Raw genomic sequence first — 17,531 nt, forward strand, 5'->3', positions numbered from 1 at the left:
GAGGCAGGCTGCGGCCCTTCATGCCTCCACCTCTTGGGCGTCTTCACGCTTGCCGAAGCGCCGGCCCAGGCGGTCGAAGTACAGGTAGATCACCGGCGTGGTGAACAGGGTCAGCACCTGGCTCACCAGCAGGCCGCCGACCATCACCAGGCCCAGGGGCTGGCGCAGCTCGGCGCCGGAACCGGTGGCCAGCATCAGTGGCACGGCGCCGAACAGCGCCGCCAGGGTGGTCATCAGGATCGGCCGGAAACGCAGCAGCGCCGCCTGGTAGATAGCCTGTTCCGGGGCCATGCCCTGGTGGCGTTCGGCGTCGAGGGCGAAGTCGATCATCATGATCGCGTTCTTCTTGACGATGCCGATCAGCAGGATGATGCCGATGATGGCGATCATGCCCAGGTCGTTGCCGCTGAGGATCAGCGCCAGCAAGGCCCCCACCGCCGCCGAGGGCAAGGTGGAGAGGATGGTGATCGGGTGGATGTAACTCTCGTAGAGCACGCCGAGCACGATGTACATGGTCACCACCGCCGCCAGGATCAGCAGCAAGGTGCTCGACAGCGAGGCCTGGAAGGCTTCCGCCGCGCCCTGGAAGCGGGTCTGCACGCCCACCGGCATGCCGATTTCCTGCTGCACCTGCTCGATCACGTCCACCGCCTTGCCCAGGGCCACGCCCGGAGCCAGGTTGAAGGACATCATTACCGCCGGGAACTGGCCGATATGGGCGATGGCCAGTTGCGCCTGGCGCTCCTCGACATGGGCCAGGCTCGACAGCCGCACTTGGCCGCCGTCGGTGGTCTTGACGTGGATCTGCTCCAGGGCCTGGGGCCCGATGCGCTCACCGGCCTGGGCCTGGAGCACCACCCGGTACTGGCTGGCCTGGGTGTAGATGGTGGAGATCTGGCGCTGGCCGAAGGCGTCGTACAGGGCGTCGGTGATGTTCGACACCGAAACCCCGACCCGGGACGCGGCGTCACGGTCGATCACCATGAACACCTGCAGGCCCTTGTCCTGCAGGTCGCTGGCCACGTCGGTAAGCTCCGGACGCTGGGCCAGGGCCTGCACCAGGCGATTGCTCCACAGGCTCAGCAGCTCGGCATCCGGCGACGACAGGCTGAACTGGTACTGGGTGCGGCTGACCCGGTCCTCGATGGTCAGGTCCTGTACCGGCTGCATGAACAGGCGGATGCCCAGCAGCTTGTCCACCTCGGGCTGGATCCGCGCGATCACCTGGGCTGCGCTAAGGTCGCGCTCGCTGTGGGGCTTGAGGTTGATCAGCAGGCGGCCGCTGTTGAGGGTGGCGTTGTCGCCGTCCACCCCGATGTAGGACGACAGGCTTTCCACGGCCGGGTCCTGCAGGATGATCTTGGCCAGGTCCTGCTGGCGCTGGCTCATGGCGGCGAAGGACACCGACTGCGGCGCCTCGGAAATGCCCTGGATGACCCCGGTGTCCTGCACCGGGAAGAAGCCCTTGGGCACCACCATATAAAGGAACACGGTCAGGCCCAGGGTGCCGATGGCCACCATCAGGGTCAGGAACTGGTGCTTGAGTACCCACTGCAACTTGCGCCCGTAGCTTTCGATCAGCCAGTCGATCCAGGCCCCGCTGGCGCGGTAGAAGCGCCCCTGCTCTTCAGGCTTGGGCTCACGCTTGAGCAGCCGCGCGCACATCATCGGGGTCAGGGTCAGGGACACCACCAGGGAAATCAGGATCGCCACCGCCAGGGTGATGGCGAACTCGCGGAAGAGCCGGCCCACCACGTCGGCCATGAACAGCAGCGGGATCAGCACCGCGATCAGCGACAGGGTCAGGGAGATCAGGGTGAAGCCGATCTGCCTGGCGCCCTTGAGCGCCGCCTGCATCGGGCTGTCGCCCTCCTCGATGAAGCGCGAGATGTTCTCCAGCATGACGATGGCATCGTCCACCACGAAGCCGGTGGCGATGGTCAAGGCCATCAGGGTCAGGTTGTTCACCGAGAAGCCGGCCAGGTACATCACCCCGAAGGTGCCGATCAGCGACAGCGGCACGGCAATCGAAGGAATGATGGTGGCACTGGCCCGGCGCAGGAACAGGAAGGTCACCATCACCACCAGCGCGATGGCGATCAACAGCTCGTGCTGCACATCCTTGACCGAAGCGCGGATGGTCTGGGTACGGTCGGTGAGCACGGTGACGTCCAGGCCTGCCGGCAGGTTGTCGGTGATGCTCGGCAGCAGCGCCTTGATCCGGTCCACCACCTCGATCACGTTGGCCCCGGGCTGGCGCTGGATATTGAGCAGCACCGCCTGGTTCTCGTTGGCCCAGGCCGCCAGGCGCTCGTTCTCCGCGCCATCGACGATCTCGGCCACATCCTTCAGGCGCAGCGGCGCGCCATTGTTGTAGGCCAGGATCAGCTCGGCGTAGTCCTTGGGCGAGGTCAACTGGTCGTTGGCGTCGAGCATCGAGACCCGGGTCGGGCCGTCGAAGTTGCCCTTGGGCTGGTTGACGTTGGAGGCGCCGATCAGGGCGCGCACGTCCGCCAGGTTCAGCCCGTTGGCCGCCAGGGCCTCGGGGTTGACCTTGATCCGCACCGCCTGGCGCTGGCCGCCGGCAATGCTGACCATGCCCACGCCGCTGATCTGGGCGATCTTCTGCGCCATGCGCGTATCCACCAGGTCATTGAGCTTGGGCAGCAGCATGGTCTTGGAGGTAATGGCCAGGGTCAGCACCGGGGTATCCGCCGGGTTGACCTTGTTGTACACCGGCGGCGCCGGCAGGTCCTTGGGCAACAGGTTGGTGGCAGCGTTGATCGCCGCCTGCACCTGCTGCTCGGCCACGTCCATATTGATGTCGAGGCTGAAGCGCAGGGTCAGCACCGAGGCCCCGCCGGAACTGGTGGAGGCCATCTGGGTCAGGCCGGGCATCTGCCCGAACTGGCGTTCCAGGGGCGCGGTGACCGCGCTGGTCATCACGTCCGGGCTGGCCCCGGGGTACAGGGTCATGACCCGGATGGTCGGGTAGTCCACCTGGGGCAAGGCCGACACCGGCAGCAGGCGATAGGCGATCAGGCCGGCCAGGACAATGGCCAGCATGCTCAGGGTGGTGGCTACCGGACGGAGGATGAACAGCCGCGAGAAATTCATGCGCCGACCTTTTGCGCCTTGCCATCATCCGGCTTGCCGTCTGCGGCCGGTGCCCCGGCGGGCTGGCCCTGCAGGTGTTCGGTGGGGGTGGTGGGCACCTCGATGCTGTCGTTGACCACTTCCACCTCGCTGCCGTCCTTGAGGCGGTCGGTGCCTTCCATCACCACCCGGTCGCCGGCCTTGAGGCCGTCCTGGATCACCGTCGAGTCGCCGTTGCTGGCGCCCACCTTGAGCTGGCGGATCTTCACCTTGTTGTCGCCATCCAGGGCGTAGACGAAGGTGCCGTTGGTGCCGAACTGGATCGCCGCCGAGGGCGCCAGCACCACGTTCTTCAGGGTATCGGCCAGCAGCCGCACATTGACGAACTGGTTGGGGAACAGGCCCTGGTCGCGGTTATCGAAGCGCGCCTTGAACTTCAGGGTGCCGGTGGTGGTGTCGATCTGGTTGTCCAGGCTCTGCAGCACGCCTGTGGCCTGCAGCTTCACGTCACCGCGGTCCCAGGCTTCCACCGCCAGCCTGGCGCCGCTGTGGTAGCGGGCGAGCACGGTTTCCAGGCTGTTTTCCGGCAGGGTGAAGGCCACGCTGATGGGCTGGGTCTGGGTGATGATCACCAGCGCGGTGGTGTCGTTGGCCGCCACCAGGTTGCCCACGTCCAGCTGGCGCAGGCCCAGGCGGCCGGCGATCGGCGCGCGGATGTTGGTGAATTCCAGGTTGAGCTTGGCGTCGTTGACCGCCGCCTGGTTGGTCTTGACCGTACCCTGGTACTGCCCCACCAGCGCCGCGGCGGTATCCAGGGTCTGTTTGGCGATGCTGTCCTGGGCGTACAGGCCGCGGTAACGCTCAAGGTCGACCTGGGCGTTCTTCAACTGGGCCTGGTTCTGCAGCAAGGTGCCTTCGGCCTGGAGCAAGGCGTTCTGGTACGGACGCGGATCGATCTGTGCCAGCAGGTCGCCGGCCTTGACCATCTGCCCTTCCTCGAAGTTGACCTTGACCAGTTCCCCCGCCACCCGGCTGCGCACGTTGATGGTGTTCAGTGCCGTCACCGTGCCCAGGGCCTTGTAGTACACCGCGAAATCCCCCTGGGTCACCGGTGACACCCGCACCGGGATCGGCCCGCTGGCGCCGCCGAAACCGGGGCGCATGCTGCCGCTGCGCCCGGTATGCCCGGCCGCGGCTTTCTGCCCGGCGGCCTCCTGGTGGGTACTGGCCGGCCAGAATTTCCAGCACAGGCCAGCGACCAGCAGCAGGACGAACAGGCCGAACAGCCAGCGACGGGAGTTGCGGGAGACAGAGGATTGCATGGAGTGATCAACCATTGGGCGCGTGGGAGGCTTCTTTGAGAAGGCTGAAAGATAAGCACTGGAACCGTTTTAGCAAAGCGCCTTTACCGGCAATTTACCTTTGACTGACGTTTCAAGGAGCGGTGCTAAGCCACTGAAGCACAAATAAAAACGGCCTGGACAGAGCCAGGCCGTGAATAATTGTAAAACCTGTTACTTGAGCACGGCCAGGGCCGCGTCGTAGTTCGGCTCTTCGGCGATTTCCTTGACCAGCTCGCTGTGCAGCACCTTGTCGTTTTCATCCAGCACCACCACGGCGCGGGCAGTCAGGCCGGCCAGCGGGCCGTCGGCGATGGCCACGCCGTAGTTCTCGATGAACTCGCGGCCACGCAGGGTCGACAGGTTCTGCACGTTTTCCAGGCCTTCGGCGCCGCAGAAGCGTGCCTGGGCGAATGGCAGGTCGGCAGAGATGCACAGCACCACGGTGTTGGCCAGCTCGTTGGCCTGGGCGTTGAACTTGCGCACCGAGGTGGCGCAGGTCGGGGTGTCGACGCTTGGGAAGATGTTCAGCACCTTGCGCTTGCCGGCGAGGCTGCTCAGGGAAACATCGGCCAGGCCTGCGCCCACCAGGGTGAACGCTGGAGCTTTGGAACCGACTTGCGGCAGTTGGCCATTAACCTGCACCGGGTTGCCTTTGAGAGTGACTTGAGCCATGAACGGAGTCCTTATTGAACAGTGATGATGGAACAGCAATGAGAAATTCCTGAGAGGCCGAAGTTAAGCATGAAACGGCCCGGGCACCTATGCCCTATGGGGGAAATTGTCCAACAACCCGCCCCGACACCGGCATTACCGGTTGTAGGAGCTGGCTTGCCAGCGAAGGCGCTTTCAAACCTTGCGCAAGCCTCAAGGGCCCCTTCGCCGGCAAGCCGGCTCCTACGGTTATTTGTTGAGGTGCGCCAGGAGCAGATCGGCCACCGGGCCGCCGGACGCCGGGTTCTGCCCGGTGATCACCCGCTGATCCTCCACCGCGAACGGCGCCCAGGGTGCAGCGGCCTTCTGGTAAAGGGCACCGCGCTTGACCAGTTCGGTTTCCGTCAGGTAGGGCACGTACTGGTCCAGTTCGGCGAGTTTCTCCTCTTCATTGGAGAAACCGGTGACCTGCTTGCCGGCGATCAGCAGCCTACCGTCGCCCAGCTTGATGTTGAGCAAGCCCACCGCGCCATGGCACACCGAGCTGACATAGCCCCCCTGCTCATAGATCTCCCGGCTCAGGGCCTGCAGTTCCTGGTTATCGGGAAAATCCCAGACCACGCCGTGGCCACCGGCGTAATAGATCGCCACATAGTCCCCGGCCCTGACCTGGGAAGGCTTGAGGGTCGAGCCCAGGCGGCTCATGAAGGCGCTGTCCTGGTACCACTGCCAGTCAGTGTCGTCTGCCATGGCCAGGCTATGGGGGTCGATGGGTACGTAGCCCCCCTTGGGGCTGACGTAGTCCACCTCGAAGCCCGCCGCCTCGACCTTCTTCACGAAATGCACCGCCTCACCCAGCCACAGGCCAGTGGCGCGGGCCAGGTTGGGGTATTTGGCCACGCTGGTCAGGACCACCAGTATCTTCTTGCTCATGGGCATGCTCCTTGGCATTGGAAAACAGGGCAAGGCACGTCAATCAACCGAGCAACCGCAGCATGTTGCGGTGCCGGGCATCGAAAATCCGCGCCATGTAGGCGTTGACCATCAACCACTCCAAAGGTGCACCACCGATGGCCCTGTAGGTCACCCGATCGGTGTACAGGGTGCCCCCTTCGGCGGCCTCGACCCGGTGCTCATGACGAAAGGCCCGCAGCGGCCCCTTGAGCATCTCGTCGACAAAATGCCGATCGCCGACCTCACGTATAACCACCGTCCATTTCGCCGGTATGACACCGAACATCCAGTGCAGGAAGCTGAACTGACGCCCGACACTGATGCGCAGGTCATTGATATCGAGGCCCCCCAAGGGCGTGACACGCTCGGGGAAAATCTTCGGAAAGTTGGCGCCTTCGAGGCAGAAATCCAGCACCTGCTGCGGGCTGTATCCGGCCAGGAAAGTCGTGCGTTCGACCACGGGCATTCTGGTTCATCCTTGCTGATTCTGTTGAGAAGGCACCCACACAAACCTACAAACCACTTCATTAAAAACAAATAAGTTATTGTTTTTAATAATTTTTATACACATAAAAAATTAATCACTATAACCATACAAATTACATTGAAATGATCACAAAGCACTTTAAGAGAGATTCGCCGGCGCTCACCTTCAAAGGGCCGCCCGCCACGCACTGCCTGTCCACAGCCCGGCAGTGATCCTGTGCACAAAAACCAACGAATTAATCCTTTCGACTGGCTAAGCGAAAGTTAGCTGCTAGCGTCATCAAACAATTCCTACGGGTATTAGAGAGAAACACTATCAGTTGACCCACGGCTCAAGAAGTGCCGCTCGGTGACCGTTCGCAAAAGGATTGAACCTGCATGTCCAGAGCATTTTTTGCGCCCGCCGTCTGGGCCGTAGTCGCCCTGAGCTCATCGCTGCCGGCCCTGGCCGACAACGCGGAAACCGCCAACAAAAGCAACAACCCGCTGAACCTTGCACCCGGCCTCAACCTGCAGGATTACTACACCCCGCGCCTGTACGACAGCAATGCCCACACCAACGACACCCTGCTGCGGGGCACCCTGCCCATCGCCCCCTCGGATTTCATCGGCGTCCCCCAATTGCTGCGTGCCACCCTGCCGGTCAGTACCCGCCCCGATCCGCACCACGGCTACAGCACCGGCATCGGCGACCTAAACCTGTTCGATATCTTTCTGCTCAAGACCGACGGCGTGCAGCTGGGCATCGGCCCGCAGATCACCGCACCCACCGCCGAACAGGACGAACTGGGCACCGGCAAATGGCAAGCCGGGCTGGCCGCAGTGGCCATCGATGCCTCGCCCCGGGGCCTGCTGGGGGCCCTGGTGCAGTACCAGAGTTCATTTGCCGGCGACCATGACCGCGCCCATGTCGAAAGCGCCACCCTGCAGCCCTTCATCATCCACAACCTGCCCCGGGGCTGGTACCTGCGCTCCACCGGCACCTGGACCTTCGACCTGAAGAACAACACCCACTACATCCCCATTGGCCTGGGGGTGGGCAAGGCCTGGAAAGCCGGTGACAACATTCTCAACGCCTTCGTCGAGCCGCAGTGGACCGTGGAGCGCAAAGGCGACGGCTTGCCCCAGTTCACCCTGTTCGCCGGGATCAATGTCACTTTCGGAAAATAAGGACGCGCCATGCAGCCACTACTGCGCACTGCCGGTTTCAGCCTGTTGCTCCTGGCCGCCAGTTGCGGGGTCGGCGCCCAGACCGAGCCGCAGAACAGCCGCCTGACGGCGATCAAGATGGATGGCGAACTGCCGGCCCGGGCCGCCATTGCCGGGCTGTTTGCCGAGCTGGACTTCCAGCAGGCCACGCAAAGCTACCTGTGGGCCCTGCCGCTGGTGTCCTACGCCCAGTGGCAGGGGGAGTTTCGCGACAAGCTGCACGCCGGCAATGGCGACCTGATGGTCCTGGAAAGCTACGAAGACAAGCTCGGGGTGATCACCGCCAACGCCACCACGCCCTACATCCTGGGTTTTGTCGACCTCAACCAGACCGGGCCGATGGTCGTCGAGCTGCCCCCCGGCCCCACCGCCGGTGGAGTCGGCGACTTCTGGCAACGGGCGATCACCGACATGGGCCAGACCGGCCCGGACCAGGGCAAGGGCGGCAAGTACCTGGTGCTGCCGCCGGGCCATCCGGAACCTTCCGACGCCGACCAATACTACCTGGCCAAGTCGCAAACCATGAACGTGCTGGTGGGCTTTCGCGTGCTCGACCCGGACCCGGCCAAGGGCAAGGCGCTGGTGCAGCAATTCAAGATGTACCCCTACGCCCAGCGCGCGACGCCGCCGGCGACCCGCCTGCTGTCCCCCGGCGGCAAGCCCTGGTCCGGCACCCAGCCGCGGGGCATGGCCTACTGGGAGCGCCTGCACCAGATCATCCAGCAGGAGCCGGTCAACGAGCGCGACCGCTTCTACATGGCCATGCTCGCCAGCCTCGGCATCGAGAAGGACAAGCCCTTCAACCCCAACGAGCACCAGCGCCAGGCCCTGGAACAGGGCGCGCGCATGGGTGAGCTGATCGCCCAGGCCAATACCTTCGCCAAGCGCTTCGCCGATGCCCAGTACTGGCCAGACCGGCAATGGGACAAGGTGCTGAACATCGCCGACCCGTCCCAGCGCGTGGCCTATTACGACCAGTTGTGGGAACGCAGCGCCTGGTTCTACGAAGCGGTCACCAACACCAAGGGCATGGTGTCCAAGACCCCGGGCCTGGGCCAGACCTACCTCGGCGCCTACACCGACCACAACGGCCAGTGGCTGGACGGCGGCAAGCACTATCGCCTGCACCTGGGCAGCAACCCGCCGGCCAGGCAGTTCTGGTCGCTGACCGTCTACGACAGTGCCAGCCGCTGCCTGATCGACAACCCGCAGCGCAAGGCCGATCTGTCCTCGCGCCAGGACCTGAAGAAAAACCCCGACGGCTCCCTGGACCTGTATTTCGGCCCCAGCGCCCCCAAGGGCCTGGAAAGCAACTGGGTGCAGACCCTGCCGGGCAAGCACTGGTTCAGCTACTTCCGGCTCTACGCCCCCACCGAGGCCTACTTCGACAAGCGCTGGAAACTCGATGACATCACCCTGGTGCAGTAACGCCTGCCCCCCTGACTTTGGCGCAAGGATTCGAACGATGATCATCAAGGCTGTGATGCCCAGCTTGCTCGGGGTCTTGACGCTGGCCCTCAGCGGCCCGTCCCTGGGCGCCTTCAGCGCGACCGCGGAGCAGGCCCGGGGTATCGCCAAGCAGGCCTACCTCTACGGCTTTCCGGTGGTGGAGATGTACAAGACCCTCTACACCCAGGCCGTGGATCAGGGGGGGCCCAACTTCAAGGCACCGTTCAACCGCATCGGCGGTACCGCCCAGGTCTTCAGCCCCAAGGACACGGCCTTCGTCACCCCCAACTCGGACACCCCCTACTCCTTCGCCTGGCTCGACCTGCGGGCCGAACCCCAGGTACTGAGCCTGCCGGCCATCGATGCCCAGCGCTACTACTCGGTGCAGTTGATCGACCTCTACACCCAGAACTTCGACTACCTGGGCACCCGCAGCACCGGCAACCAGGGCGGCCACTACCTGATCGCCGGGCCTGACTGGCAAGGCCCCACGCCAGCCGGTATCGACAAGGTGCTGCACAGTGAAAGCAACATCGTCTACGCCCTGTACCGCACCCAATTGTTCGATGAAAAAGACCTGGAGCAGGTGCAGAAGATCCAGCAGAGCTACCAGGTCCAGGCGCTGAGCCAGTTCCTCGGCCGGCCGCCGCCCCCGGCACCGGCAGCGATCCACTGGCCCCCGCCCACCGCCACCATGAGCGACAGCCCGGAACTGTTCGGCTACCTGAACTTCATGCTGGCCTTCGCCCAGCCCCAGCCCGAGGAAAAGGACCTGCTGGCACGCCTGGCCAGTATCGGCATCATTCCCGGCCAACCCTTCCCCCTCAAAGAGCTGGGCAGCGCGCAAAAGCAGGCCCTGGAAGACGGCATCAGCGACGGCAAGGCCGAATTCGCCGCCTTCAAGAAAGAACAGGTCGATACCCACAAGATCACCAGTGGCGACCTGTTCGGCAGCCGCCAGCACCTGCAGGACAACTACCTGTACCGCTACGCCGGGGCCAACATGGGGATCTTCGGCAACTCCGCCGAAGAGGCCAGCTATATCGGCTACTTCGTCGATGACCAGGGCCAACCGCTCAACGCCGGCCAGCACCGCTACCGCCTGCACTTCGCCAAGGGCCAGTTGCCCCCGGCCAATGCCTTCTGGTCGCTGACGATGTACGACGGCAAGAGCAAGCTGCTGGTGGCCAACCCGCTGCAACGCTACCTGATCAACTCACGCATGCTGCCCTCGCTGAAAACCGACGCCGACGGCGGCCTGACCCTCCATGTGCAGCACCAGCCGCCGGCCAAGGAGCTGCAAAGCAACTGGCTGCCGGCCCCCGACGGCCCCTTCTACGGGGTGCTGCGGATCTACCTGCCCAAACCCGACGTCAGCAACGGCCAGTGGAAGATGCCGCCGCTGACGCCGGTCGCCCCTGAACAACAATAAGCGGAGCCCGTCATGCCCAGCCCTTCGCCCCTGCGTTCATCCCTGGCCCTTTGCCTGCTGGCGGCCAGCCCCTTGCTGCATGCCGCCGAAGGCGGGGTCGGCCGGCCCATCACCGGCCAGCAGATCTACTCCAATGCCGGGATCATCCCCCCGGAACCGGGCTGGGTGATGTCCCTGACCAGCATCTACTACGACGGCGAGCTCAAGGGCAGCGGCCAGGTGCCGATCATCGGCGATCTCAGCTCGGGGCTGAAAATGAAGGTGTCCTACACCATGGGCAACTTCACCCGGGTCTGGGACACCGGCAAGGGCCGCTGGAACTACGCCTCGGCCATCGGCGTGCCGGTGCAGTACACCGACATCCAGGCCAGCCTCACCGGCCCCCGCGGGCGCACGGTGGGCACCCAGGACAGCGGCACCCAGTTCGCCGACCTGCTGGTCACGCCGATCGCCGCCGGCTACCACATCAACGAGCGCGACCATATCGCCCTGTCGCTGCCGATCTACGTGCCCACCGGGGCCTACAACGACAACCGCCTGGCCAACCCCGGGCAGAACAACTACACCTTCATGCCGACCATCGCCTTCACCCATCTGGACGGCAAGGGCGGCGAATTCAGCCTGATGGGCGCTCTGGAGTTCTACACCCGCAACGACGCCGCCGACTACCGCAACGGCGACATCCTGCGCCTCGATGGCTTGTGGACCCACGGCTTCGGCAGCGGCTGGAACGCCGGGCTGGTGGTCGGTTACATCCAGCAGATCAGCGACGACCAGGGCCCCACCGCAGACAAACTCAACGGCTATCGCGGGCGCTCCGTGGGCGCCGGGCCGACCCTGGGCTGGAGCGGCAAGTTCGCCGATGCCCAGGCCAACATCAGCGCGCGCTGGATCCCCGAGTTCGACACCAAGAACCGCCCCGAGGGCAACGGCGTCAGCGTCAACCTGACCCTGGCCTTTTTCTAGGAGCACGCCAATGCGTATCGCTTGCCAGTTGGCCCTGTGCTCCACCCTGCTGGGCAGCCTCGCCGCCCTTGCCAGCGAACTGCCAGCCCTGGGGGAAGACGGCAAGCGCCCGGCGGCCAAGGGCGATCCCGAGACCTGCCGGCAGTTGCAGGAAAACTTCGATATCGACCTCAAGCAAGTGGTCAAGGCAGGCTGCGAACCCTCCACCGAGCAGATCGCCAAACTGATGGACAACCCGGTGGGCAACCTGGTGCTGCTGTTCAACCAGTTCGACTACACCGCCCTCAAGGGCCCCCATAGCAACGGCACGCGCTACCTGGGCAAATACAGCTTCATGCCCACCTTCCCGATCTCCCTGGGGGAAGACTGGAACCTGATCAACCGCCTGCCCATCAGCTATGTCAGCGCCCCGGTCAACCGCAAGGCCGGCAACCTGATGGGCCTGAGCCCCTATGAAGTGCTGAGCGACCGGGACTTTCCAGCGCTGATCGAAGACCCCTTCCAGCGCACCAGCGGCTTCGGCGACCTGGCCTACGTGGGGGTGTTCTCCCCCAAGGAGCCACTGCGCTTTGCCGGCGGCGGCAAGCTGGTCTGGGGCGTGGGGCCGACGGCGATGTTTCCCACCGCCGAGCAGGACGTGCTGGGCACCGGCAAATACTCCCTGGGCCCGGCCTTCGTCGCCGCCTACCTGGGCCCGGACTGGACCCTGGGGGTGTTTCCCCAGCACTGGTGGTCGGTGGCCGGCGACGGACGGCGCAAGGACGTCAGCCTGAGCAACATCCAGTACTTCATCCAGCGCGCCCTGCCGGGGCCGGCCCAATGGCGGATCGGCATGACCCCCAATGTCACCGTCAACTGGAAGGCCGACGGCGGCAACAAGGTGACCTTCCCCATCGGCCTGGGTGCCGGGCGCATTTTCAACGTCGGCAAGTTGCCGGTGAGGATCTCCGGCGAAGTCCAGTACTCGGCGATCCACCCCGACGACCAGATCGGCAGCCGCTGGAATTTTCGCCTGTCCTTTATCCCGGTCATTCCCACTTTCATGTTCTGAACGGAGCCCGCCATGTCCGACCGTGCCCGATTCTCTACTGTGCTGGCCGCCCTGCTCGGCCTGCTCTGGGCCGGTGCCCCGCTGCACGCCGCCGATGAGCTGGAACCTCGTGCCCTCGGCGCCCTGCAGCAGATGGGCAGCTACCTGCGCAGCCTGCGCGAGTTCGCGATCCAGGCCGACAGCGTCACCGACCAGTTGCTGGAAAGCGGCCAGGCCGTGGAATTTCGCCACCACACCGAACTGCTGGCCCAGCGACCCGACAGGCTGCGGGTTAGTGTCGAAAGCCAGGGCGCGCGGCGCAGCCTGTACTACGACGGCGAAGCCTTCACCCTCTACGACAGCCGCGGCCCCTACTATGCCCGAGCCCCGGCGCCCGCCAGCATCGACGCTCTGGTACAGCGCCTGAGCGACAGCTACGGCATCGAACTGCCCCTGGCGGACCTGTTCCGCTGGGACGCCGACACCGCGCAGAAGGTCGGCCTGACGTCGGCGCTGTACATCGCCAGCGAGACCCTGGGCGACCAGCGTTGCGCCCACTACGCCTTCCGCCAGAGCGACATCGACTGGCAGCTGTGGCTGCGCGAAGGGCCCCGGCCCTTGCCCTGCCGCCTGGTCATCAGCCGCCGCGACAGCCCCGAGCAGCCGCGCCACAGTGTCGACTACCGCTGGCAACTCAAGCCGGCGCCAAGTGCCGCAAGCTTCGCCTTCAAGCCCCCGGCCGGCGCCACGCAGGTGCCATTGCGGCGCCTGGAGCGCAGCGCAGCACAAGGGAAGGTACAGCCATGAAGCGCAATCACTGGTTGCTGTGCAGCGTCCTGACCCTTGGCCTGCTGCAAGTGTCGGCGGCCCAGGCCTGGCAATTGCGCGGCGGTGGCGGCGGTGCCCGCACCTTCGTCGTGCCCCACGGTGGGGGCGGCCCGGCGCCGAGGCCCATGCCCCAGCCGCGGCCGATGCCGCACCCCATGCCCCAGCCACCGCAACCGGGGCCGCATCCCGAGCCCCATCCCTATCCGCAGCCCCATCCCGGGCCGGGACCAGGGCCCGGCCCGCATCCTTATCCCGGCCCGGGCCCTGAGCCACACCCCTATCCAGGGCCAGGGCCCCAGCCTTATCCGGGGCCGCCCGGGCCACCGCCACCACCACCCGATCACGGCGACGACTGGTACCACCCCTGGGCCGCAGCGGCGGTGGTCGGCGCCACCACCGCCGCGGCATTCGCCATCGGCACCCAGGTCGACAACGTGCCGCCGGACTGCGTTTCGGTGGTGGCCAGCGGCGTGGCCTACCAACACTGCGGCAACACCTGGTACCAGCCGCAATACATCGGCGGCAGCCTGCGCTACGTGGTCGTGGCGGCCCCCTGGTAATGGCTATGCACAAGGAACCGAGCATGAGCGCACGTAACGATATACAGGCCCTGCAAGCCAGCATCAGCGAAGCGGTGCTGGGCCAGGAAGCGGTGATCCGGCAGATCGTCATCGGCCTGCTAGGCAACGGCCACCTGCTGCTGGAAAGCCTGCCCGGGCTGGCCAAGACCCGTACGGTCAAGGCCCTGGCCCGGCACCTGGAGGCCAGCATGCGGCGCATCCAGTTCACCCCCGACCTGCTGCCCTCGGACATCACCGGCGCCGAAGTGCTGCACCAGGAACAGGGGCAGAACCAGATCCGCTTCCAGCCCGGGCCGCTGTTCGGCAACCTGATCCTGGCGGACGAGATCAACCGCGCTCCGGCCAAGGTCCAGGCAGCGCTGCTGGAAGCCATGGAGGAACGGCAGATCACCGTGGCCGGCACCAGCCATGCCCTGCCCGAGCTGTTCATCGTCCTGGCGACCCAGAACCCCATCGAGCAGGAAGGCACCTACCCCCTGCCGGAAGCGCAGATGGACCGCTTCCTGATGAAGGTGCTGCTGGACTACCCCCAGCCCGAGGACGAAAGCCAGGTGCTGCGCCTGCTGCGCGCCGAGGAACAGGCCCTGGGCAGCGCCACGCCCGGGGTGCCGGGCTTTGCCTTGTCCCAGCAGGTAATCTTCGATGCCCGCCGCGAAGTCGGCGCGGTGGCCGTGGCCCCGGCCATCGACCGCTACCTGATCGACCTGGTCAACGCCACCCGCCACCCCGCCGACTATCACCCGGACCTGGGGCGCTGGATCGCCATCGGCGCCAGCCCCCGGGGCGGCATCGGCCTGGATCGCTGCGCCCGCGCCGATGCCTGGCTGCAGGGCGAGGATTTCGTCAGCCCGGACAACGTGCGCAGGGTGCTGCACCCGGTGCTGCGCCACCGCCTGCAACTGAGCTACGACGCGGTGGCCGACGGCGTCGGCGCCGACCAGGTGCTGGACCTGCTGCTGGACAGCGTGGCCATCCCGGCCTGAGGAGAACCGCCATGGCAACGCCACTGCACGAAGCCGACGGGCAGGTCTATGTCGCCCTGAGCCAGCTGATGGCCCTGGAGTTCCAGGCCCGTTCCCTGAGTTTTGTCGCCCGCCAGCCACAAGCCAGCATCCTCGCCGGCAACCACGCCTCGCGCCTGCGCGGGCGCGGCCTGAACTTCGACGAACTGCGCCGCTACCAGCCCGGCGACGATCTGCGTCACCTGGACTGGCGCGCCACCTTGCGCACCGGCAAGGCGGTGGTGCGTACCTTCACCGAAGAGCGCGACCGCCCGGCGCTGATCCTGGTGGACCAGCGCATGTCGATGTTCTTCGGCTCGCGGCGGGCCTTCAAGTCGGCCCTGGCCGCAGAACTGGCGGCGCTGGCGGCGTGGATGGTGTTCCAGGCCGGTGACCGGGTCGGCGGCCTGGTGTTCAACGACCAGGGCATCGACAGCCTCGCCCCGTTGCGTAGCCGCAAGCGCGTGGAAGCCCTGTGCAGCCGGATCGTCCAGCACAACCAGCAACTGCACGCCGGCAACCCCGACCATGAGGGCGACGCGCAGTTGGACCGGGTGCTGCAGCAATGCCTGAACCTCGCCGCCCACGACCACCTGGTCTGTATCGTCAGCGACTTCGCCGGCACCAGCCCGCGCACCCTGCAGTACCTGCGCCAACTGGCCCGGCACAACGACGTGATCGCCCTGCAGGTCTACGACCCCCTGGCCCTGGAACTGCCGCACAACGGCCGGCTGCTGGTGACCCAGGGCCAACTGCAAGTGGAACTGGCGGTGGAGCAGCGCCAGGTGCACCGCCCCCTGGGGGACTTCCTCAGCGGCCGGCTCAAGGACGTGGCCAGCCTGCTGCGCCGCAGCCAGGTACCGCTGATGATGTTCAGCACGGCCCAGGAGGCCCTGGGGCAACTGCGCAGCGAGCTGGGCAGGCTGGGAGCGCCGCGGCGATGAACCCGACCCTCCCCAGCATCGACCAGTTGCAGGAAATGCCCCTGCCACCACCGCCCGCCTACCTGCCGCAGACCTGGGGCTGGGCCGTGCTGCTGGCCCTGCTGCTGCTCGGCGCCCTGGCCTGGGGCGCCCGGCGCTACTGGCGCTGGCGCCGGGATGCCTATCGGCGCGAAGCGCTGGCGCAACTGGCCCGGCTGCAAGCCAGCGACGAGCGCATCCATGCCCTGCGCGCCTTGCCCGAACTGCTTAAGCGCGTGGCCCTGTCCATGCCCCCTGCCCCCCACGCATCCCGTGGGCGCCGGCTTGCCGGGGAAGCCGTTGCCACAGCCACCCGCGCTTTCACGGGCAAGCCGGCGCCTGCTGGCCCGCGGGGGGTGACGGGGCTGCGAGGGGCGGATTGGCAGGCCTTTCTGCAACAGCATTGCCCGCTACCGCTGCCCGAGGATTTCAGCCAGCAACTGGCCCTGCTGGCCTACGCCCCCCAGGCGCAATTGCAGGCCCTGTCGCCCGCCCAGCAACAACAGCTGTTCGAGCAGTGCCGCACCTGGGTGGAGCAGCATCATGTGGCAGCTTGACTCTCCCTGGCTGTTGCTCCTGCTGCCGCTGCCCTGGTTCGGCTACCGCTGGCTGCCCGTCTACCGCGAGGCCCGCAGCGCGGTGCGGGTACCGTTCTTCGCCGCCATGAGCCGCGCGGTCGGCCAGGCGCCGCAACCGTCCGGCAGCCGCCGCAACCGCGGGCAGTTGCTGCTCAACCTGCTGGTCTGGGCCCTGCTGGTGCTGGCGGTGGCGCGGCCGGTGTGGGTCGAGCCTCCCCTCGAACAGCAGCGGCCGGTACGCGACCTGATGCTCGCCATCGACCTCTCGCAATCGATGCAGACCCAGGATTTCAACGACGCCAACGGCCAGCGGATCGACCGTCTGAGCGCAGTGAAAGAAGTGGTCCAGGGCTTTATCCAGCGGCGCAAGGACGATCGCCTGGGGCTGATCGTGTTCGGCAGCGGCGCCTTTGCCCAGGCGCCCCTGACCCTGGACCACGCCAGCCTGAGCCTGTTGCTCGAAGACAGCGGGATCGGCATGGCCGGGCCCAACACCGCGATTGGCGACGCCATCGGCCTGGCGCTCAAGCTGCTGGAACAGGCCAATGAACCAGAAAAAGTGCTGATCCTGCTCACCGACGGCAACGACACCAGCAGCGCCATCACCCCACAACACGCCGCCGCCATGGCCGCAGCCAGAGGCGTAGTGATCCATACCATCGGCATCGGGGACCCCAGCGCCGAAGGTGAAGCCAAGGTCGACCTGTCGGCCCTGGAGCAGATCGCCCGGACCACCGGTGGCCGCTACTTCCGCGCCGAGGACCGCAGCGCCCTGGACCAGGTCTACGCCACCCTCGACCGCCTCACCCCCCATCAAGTGCAGACCCTGCGCCACCAGCCCAAGCGCGATTTGTTCCATTGGCCCCTGGGCGCGGCCCTGGGCCTGCTGGTGCTGTATCACCTGCTGGCCTGGCTGGCGCCGCGCCTGCGCCCGAGCCGGGTTCGCCCGCCGCAGGAGGCCTGAA

16 protein-coding genes are annotated in these 17,531 nt (G+C 66.0%); 11 read left to right on the top strand and 5 right to left on the bottom strand.

Going from position 1 to position 17,531, the window contains the following annotated elements; genetic code table 11:
• Positions 1-18: 18 nt before the first annotated feature.
• From AC1RL5_RS05005 to AC1RL5_RS05025, 5 genes are all read right to left on the bottom strand, one after another.
• Positions 19-3,117 (bottom strand): MdtB/MuxB family multidrug efflux RND transporter permease subunit, encoded by a 3,099-nt coding sequence (locus tag AC1RL5_RS05005; RefSeq protein ID WP_072450481.1) that lies wholly within the window; start codon positions 3,115-3,117, stop codon positions 19-21.
• Complete coding sequence (locus AC1RL5_RS05010) at positions 3,114-4,433, bottom strand: MdtA/MuxA family multidrug efflux RND transporter periplasmic adaptor subunit (RefSeq protein WP_492588858.1); 1,320 nt, start codon at positions 4,431-4,433, stop codon at positions 3,114-3,116. The genes AC1RL5_RS05005 and AC1RL5_RS05010 overlap by 4 nt, the downstream gene beginning before the upstream one ends.
• Positions 4,434-4,610: 177 nt before the next feature.
• On the bottom strand, positions 4,611-5,111 hold the full coding sequence (gene tpx, locus AC1RL5_RS05015) for a thiol peroxidase (protein ID WP_011061148.1): 501 nt from the start codon (positions 5,109-5,111) through the stop codon (positions 4,611-4,613).
• Positions 5,112-5,339: 228 nt separating this feature from the next.
• Complete coding sequence (locus AC1RL5_RS05020) at positions 5,340-6,023, bottom strand: type 1 glutamine amidotransferase domain-containing protein (protein ID WP_072450485.1); 684 nt, start codon at positions 6,021-6,023, stop codon at positions 5,340-5,342.
• Between the two features lie 43 nt (positions 6,024-6,066).
• Complete coding sequence (locus AC1RL5_RS05025; protein ID WP_072441941.1) at positions 6,067-6,510, bottom strand: SRPBCC family protein; 444 nt, start codon at positions 6,508-6,510, stop codon at positions 6,067-6,069.
• 398 nt (positions 6,511-6,908) lie between these two features.
• On the opposite strand from AC1RL5_RS05025, the gene AC1RL5_RS05030 reads away from it, so the two are divergent.
• Genes AC1RL5_RS05030 through AC1RL5_RS05080 form a run of 11 tightly spaced genes read left to right on the top strand, consistent with a single transcriptional unit; the run spans position 6,909 to position 17,530 of the window.
• The gene (locus AC1RL5_RS05030; protein WP_065363978.1) at positions 6,909-7,700 is read left to right on the top strand and encodes a hypothetical protein; all 792 of its coding nucleotides are present in this window, start codon (positions 6,909-6,911) and stop codon (positions 7,698-7,700) included.
• 9 nt (positions 7,701-7,709) lie between these two features.
• Positions 7,710-9,167, top strand: a complete 1,458-nt coding sequence (locus AC1RL5_RS05035; protein WP_492588857.1) for a DUF1254 domain-containing protein — start codon at positions 7,710-7,712, stop codon at positions 9,165-9,167.
• Between the two features lie 55 nt (positions 9,168-9,222).
• The gene (locus tag AC1RL5_RS05040; protein ID WP_239692726.1) at positions 9,223-10,620 is read left to right on the top strand and encodes a DUF1254 domain-containing protein; all 1,398 of its coding nucleotides are present in this window, start codon (positions 9,223-9,225) and stop codon (positions 10,618-10,620) included.
• 12 nt (positions 10,621-10,632) lie between these two features.
• Positions 10,633-11,586: a SphA family protein gene (locus AC1RL5_RS05045; protein WP_011061142.1), complete on the top strand. Its 954-nt coding sequence runs from the start codon at positions 10,633-10,635 to the stop codon at positions 11,584-11,586.
• 10 nt (positions 11,587-11,596) lie between these two features.
• The gene (locus AC1RL5_RS05050) at positions 11,597-12,637 is read left to right on the top strand and encodes a transporter family protein (protein ID WP_093403028.1); all 1,041 of its coding nucleotides are present in this window, start codon (positions 11,597-11,599) and stop codon (positions 12,635-12,637) included.
• Positions 12,638-12,649: 12 nt separating this feature from the next.
• Complete coding sequence (locus AC1RL5_RS05055; RefSeq protein ID WP_123577784.1) at positions 12,650-13,423, top strand: DUF2092 domain-containing protein; 774 nt, start codon at positions 12,650-12,652, stop codon at positions 13,421-13,423.
• Entirely contained in the window at positions 13,420-14,004 is a 585-nt protein-coding gene (locus AC1RL5_RS05060; protein WP_072450494.1) for a hypothetical protein, read from the top strand. Before AC1RL5_RS05055 ends, AC1RL5_RS05060 begins: the two co-directional genes overlap by 4 nt.
• Before the next feature lie 23 nt (positions 14,005-14,027).
• Positions 14,028-15,008 (top strand): AAA family ATPase, encoded by a 981-nt coding sequence (locus AC1RL5_RS05065; RefSeq protein ID WP_072441949.1) that lies wholly within the window; start codon positions 14,028-14,030, stop codon positions 15,006-15,008.
• 11 nt (positions 15,009-15,019) lie between these two features.
• The gene (locus tag AC1RL5_RS05070; protein ID WP_019095215.1) at positions 15,020-15,970 is read left to right on the top strand and encodes a DUF58 domain-containing protein; all 951 of its coding nucleotides are present in this window, start codon (positions 15,020-15,022) and stop codon (positions 15,968-15,970) included.
• Positions 15,967-16,545 (top strand): DUF4381 domain-containing protein, encoded by a 579-nt coding sequence (locus AC1RL5_RS05075; RefSeq protein WP_492588856.1) that lies wholly within the window; start codon positions 15,967-15,969, stop codon positions 16,543-16,545. Before AC1RL5_RS05070 ends, AC1RL5_RS05075 begins: the two co-directional genes overlap by 4 nt.
• Positions 16,532-17,530, top strand: a complete 999-nt coding sequence (locus AC1RL5_RS05080; RefSeq protein WP_072450499.1) for a vWA domain-containing protein — start codon at positions 16,532-16,534, stop codon at positions 17,528-17,530. Before AC1RL5_RS05075 ends, AC1RL5_RS05080 begins: the two co-directional genes overlap by 14 nt.
• Position 17,531: the final 1 nt, after the last annotated feature.

It is taken from the genome of Pseudomonas sp. GW822-FHT06D10 (genome assembly GCF_058799535.1).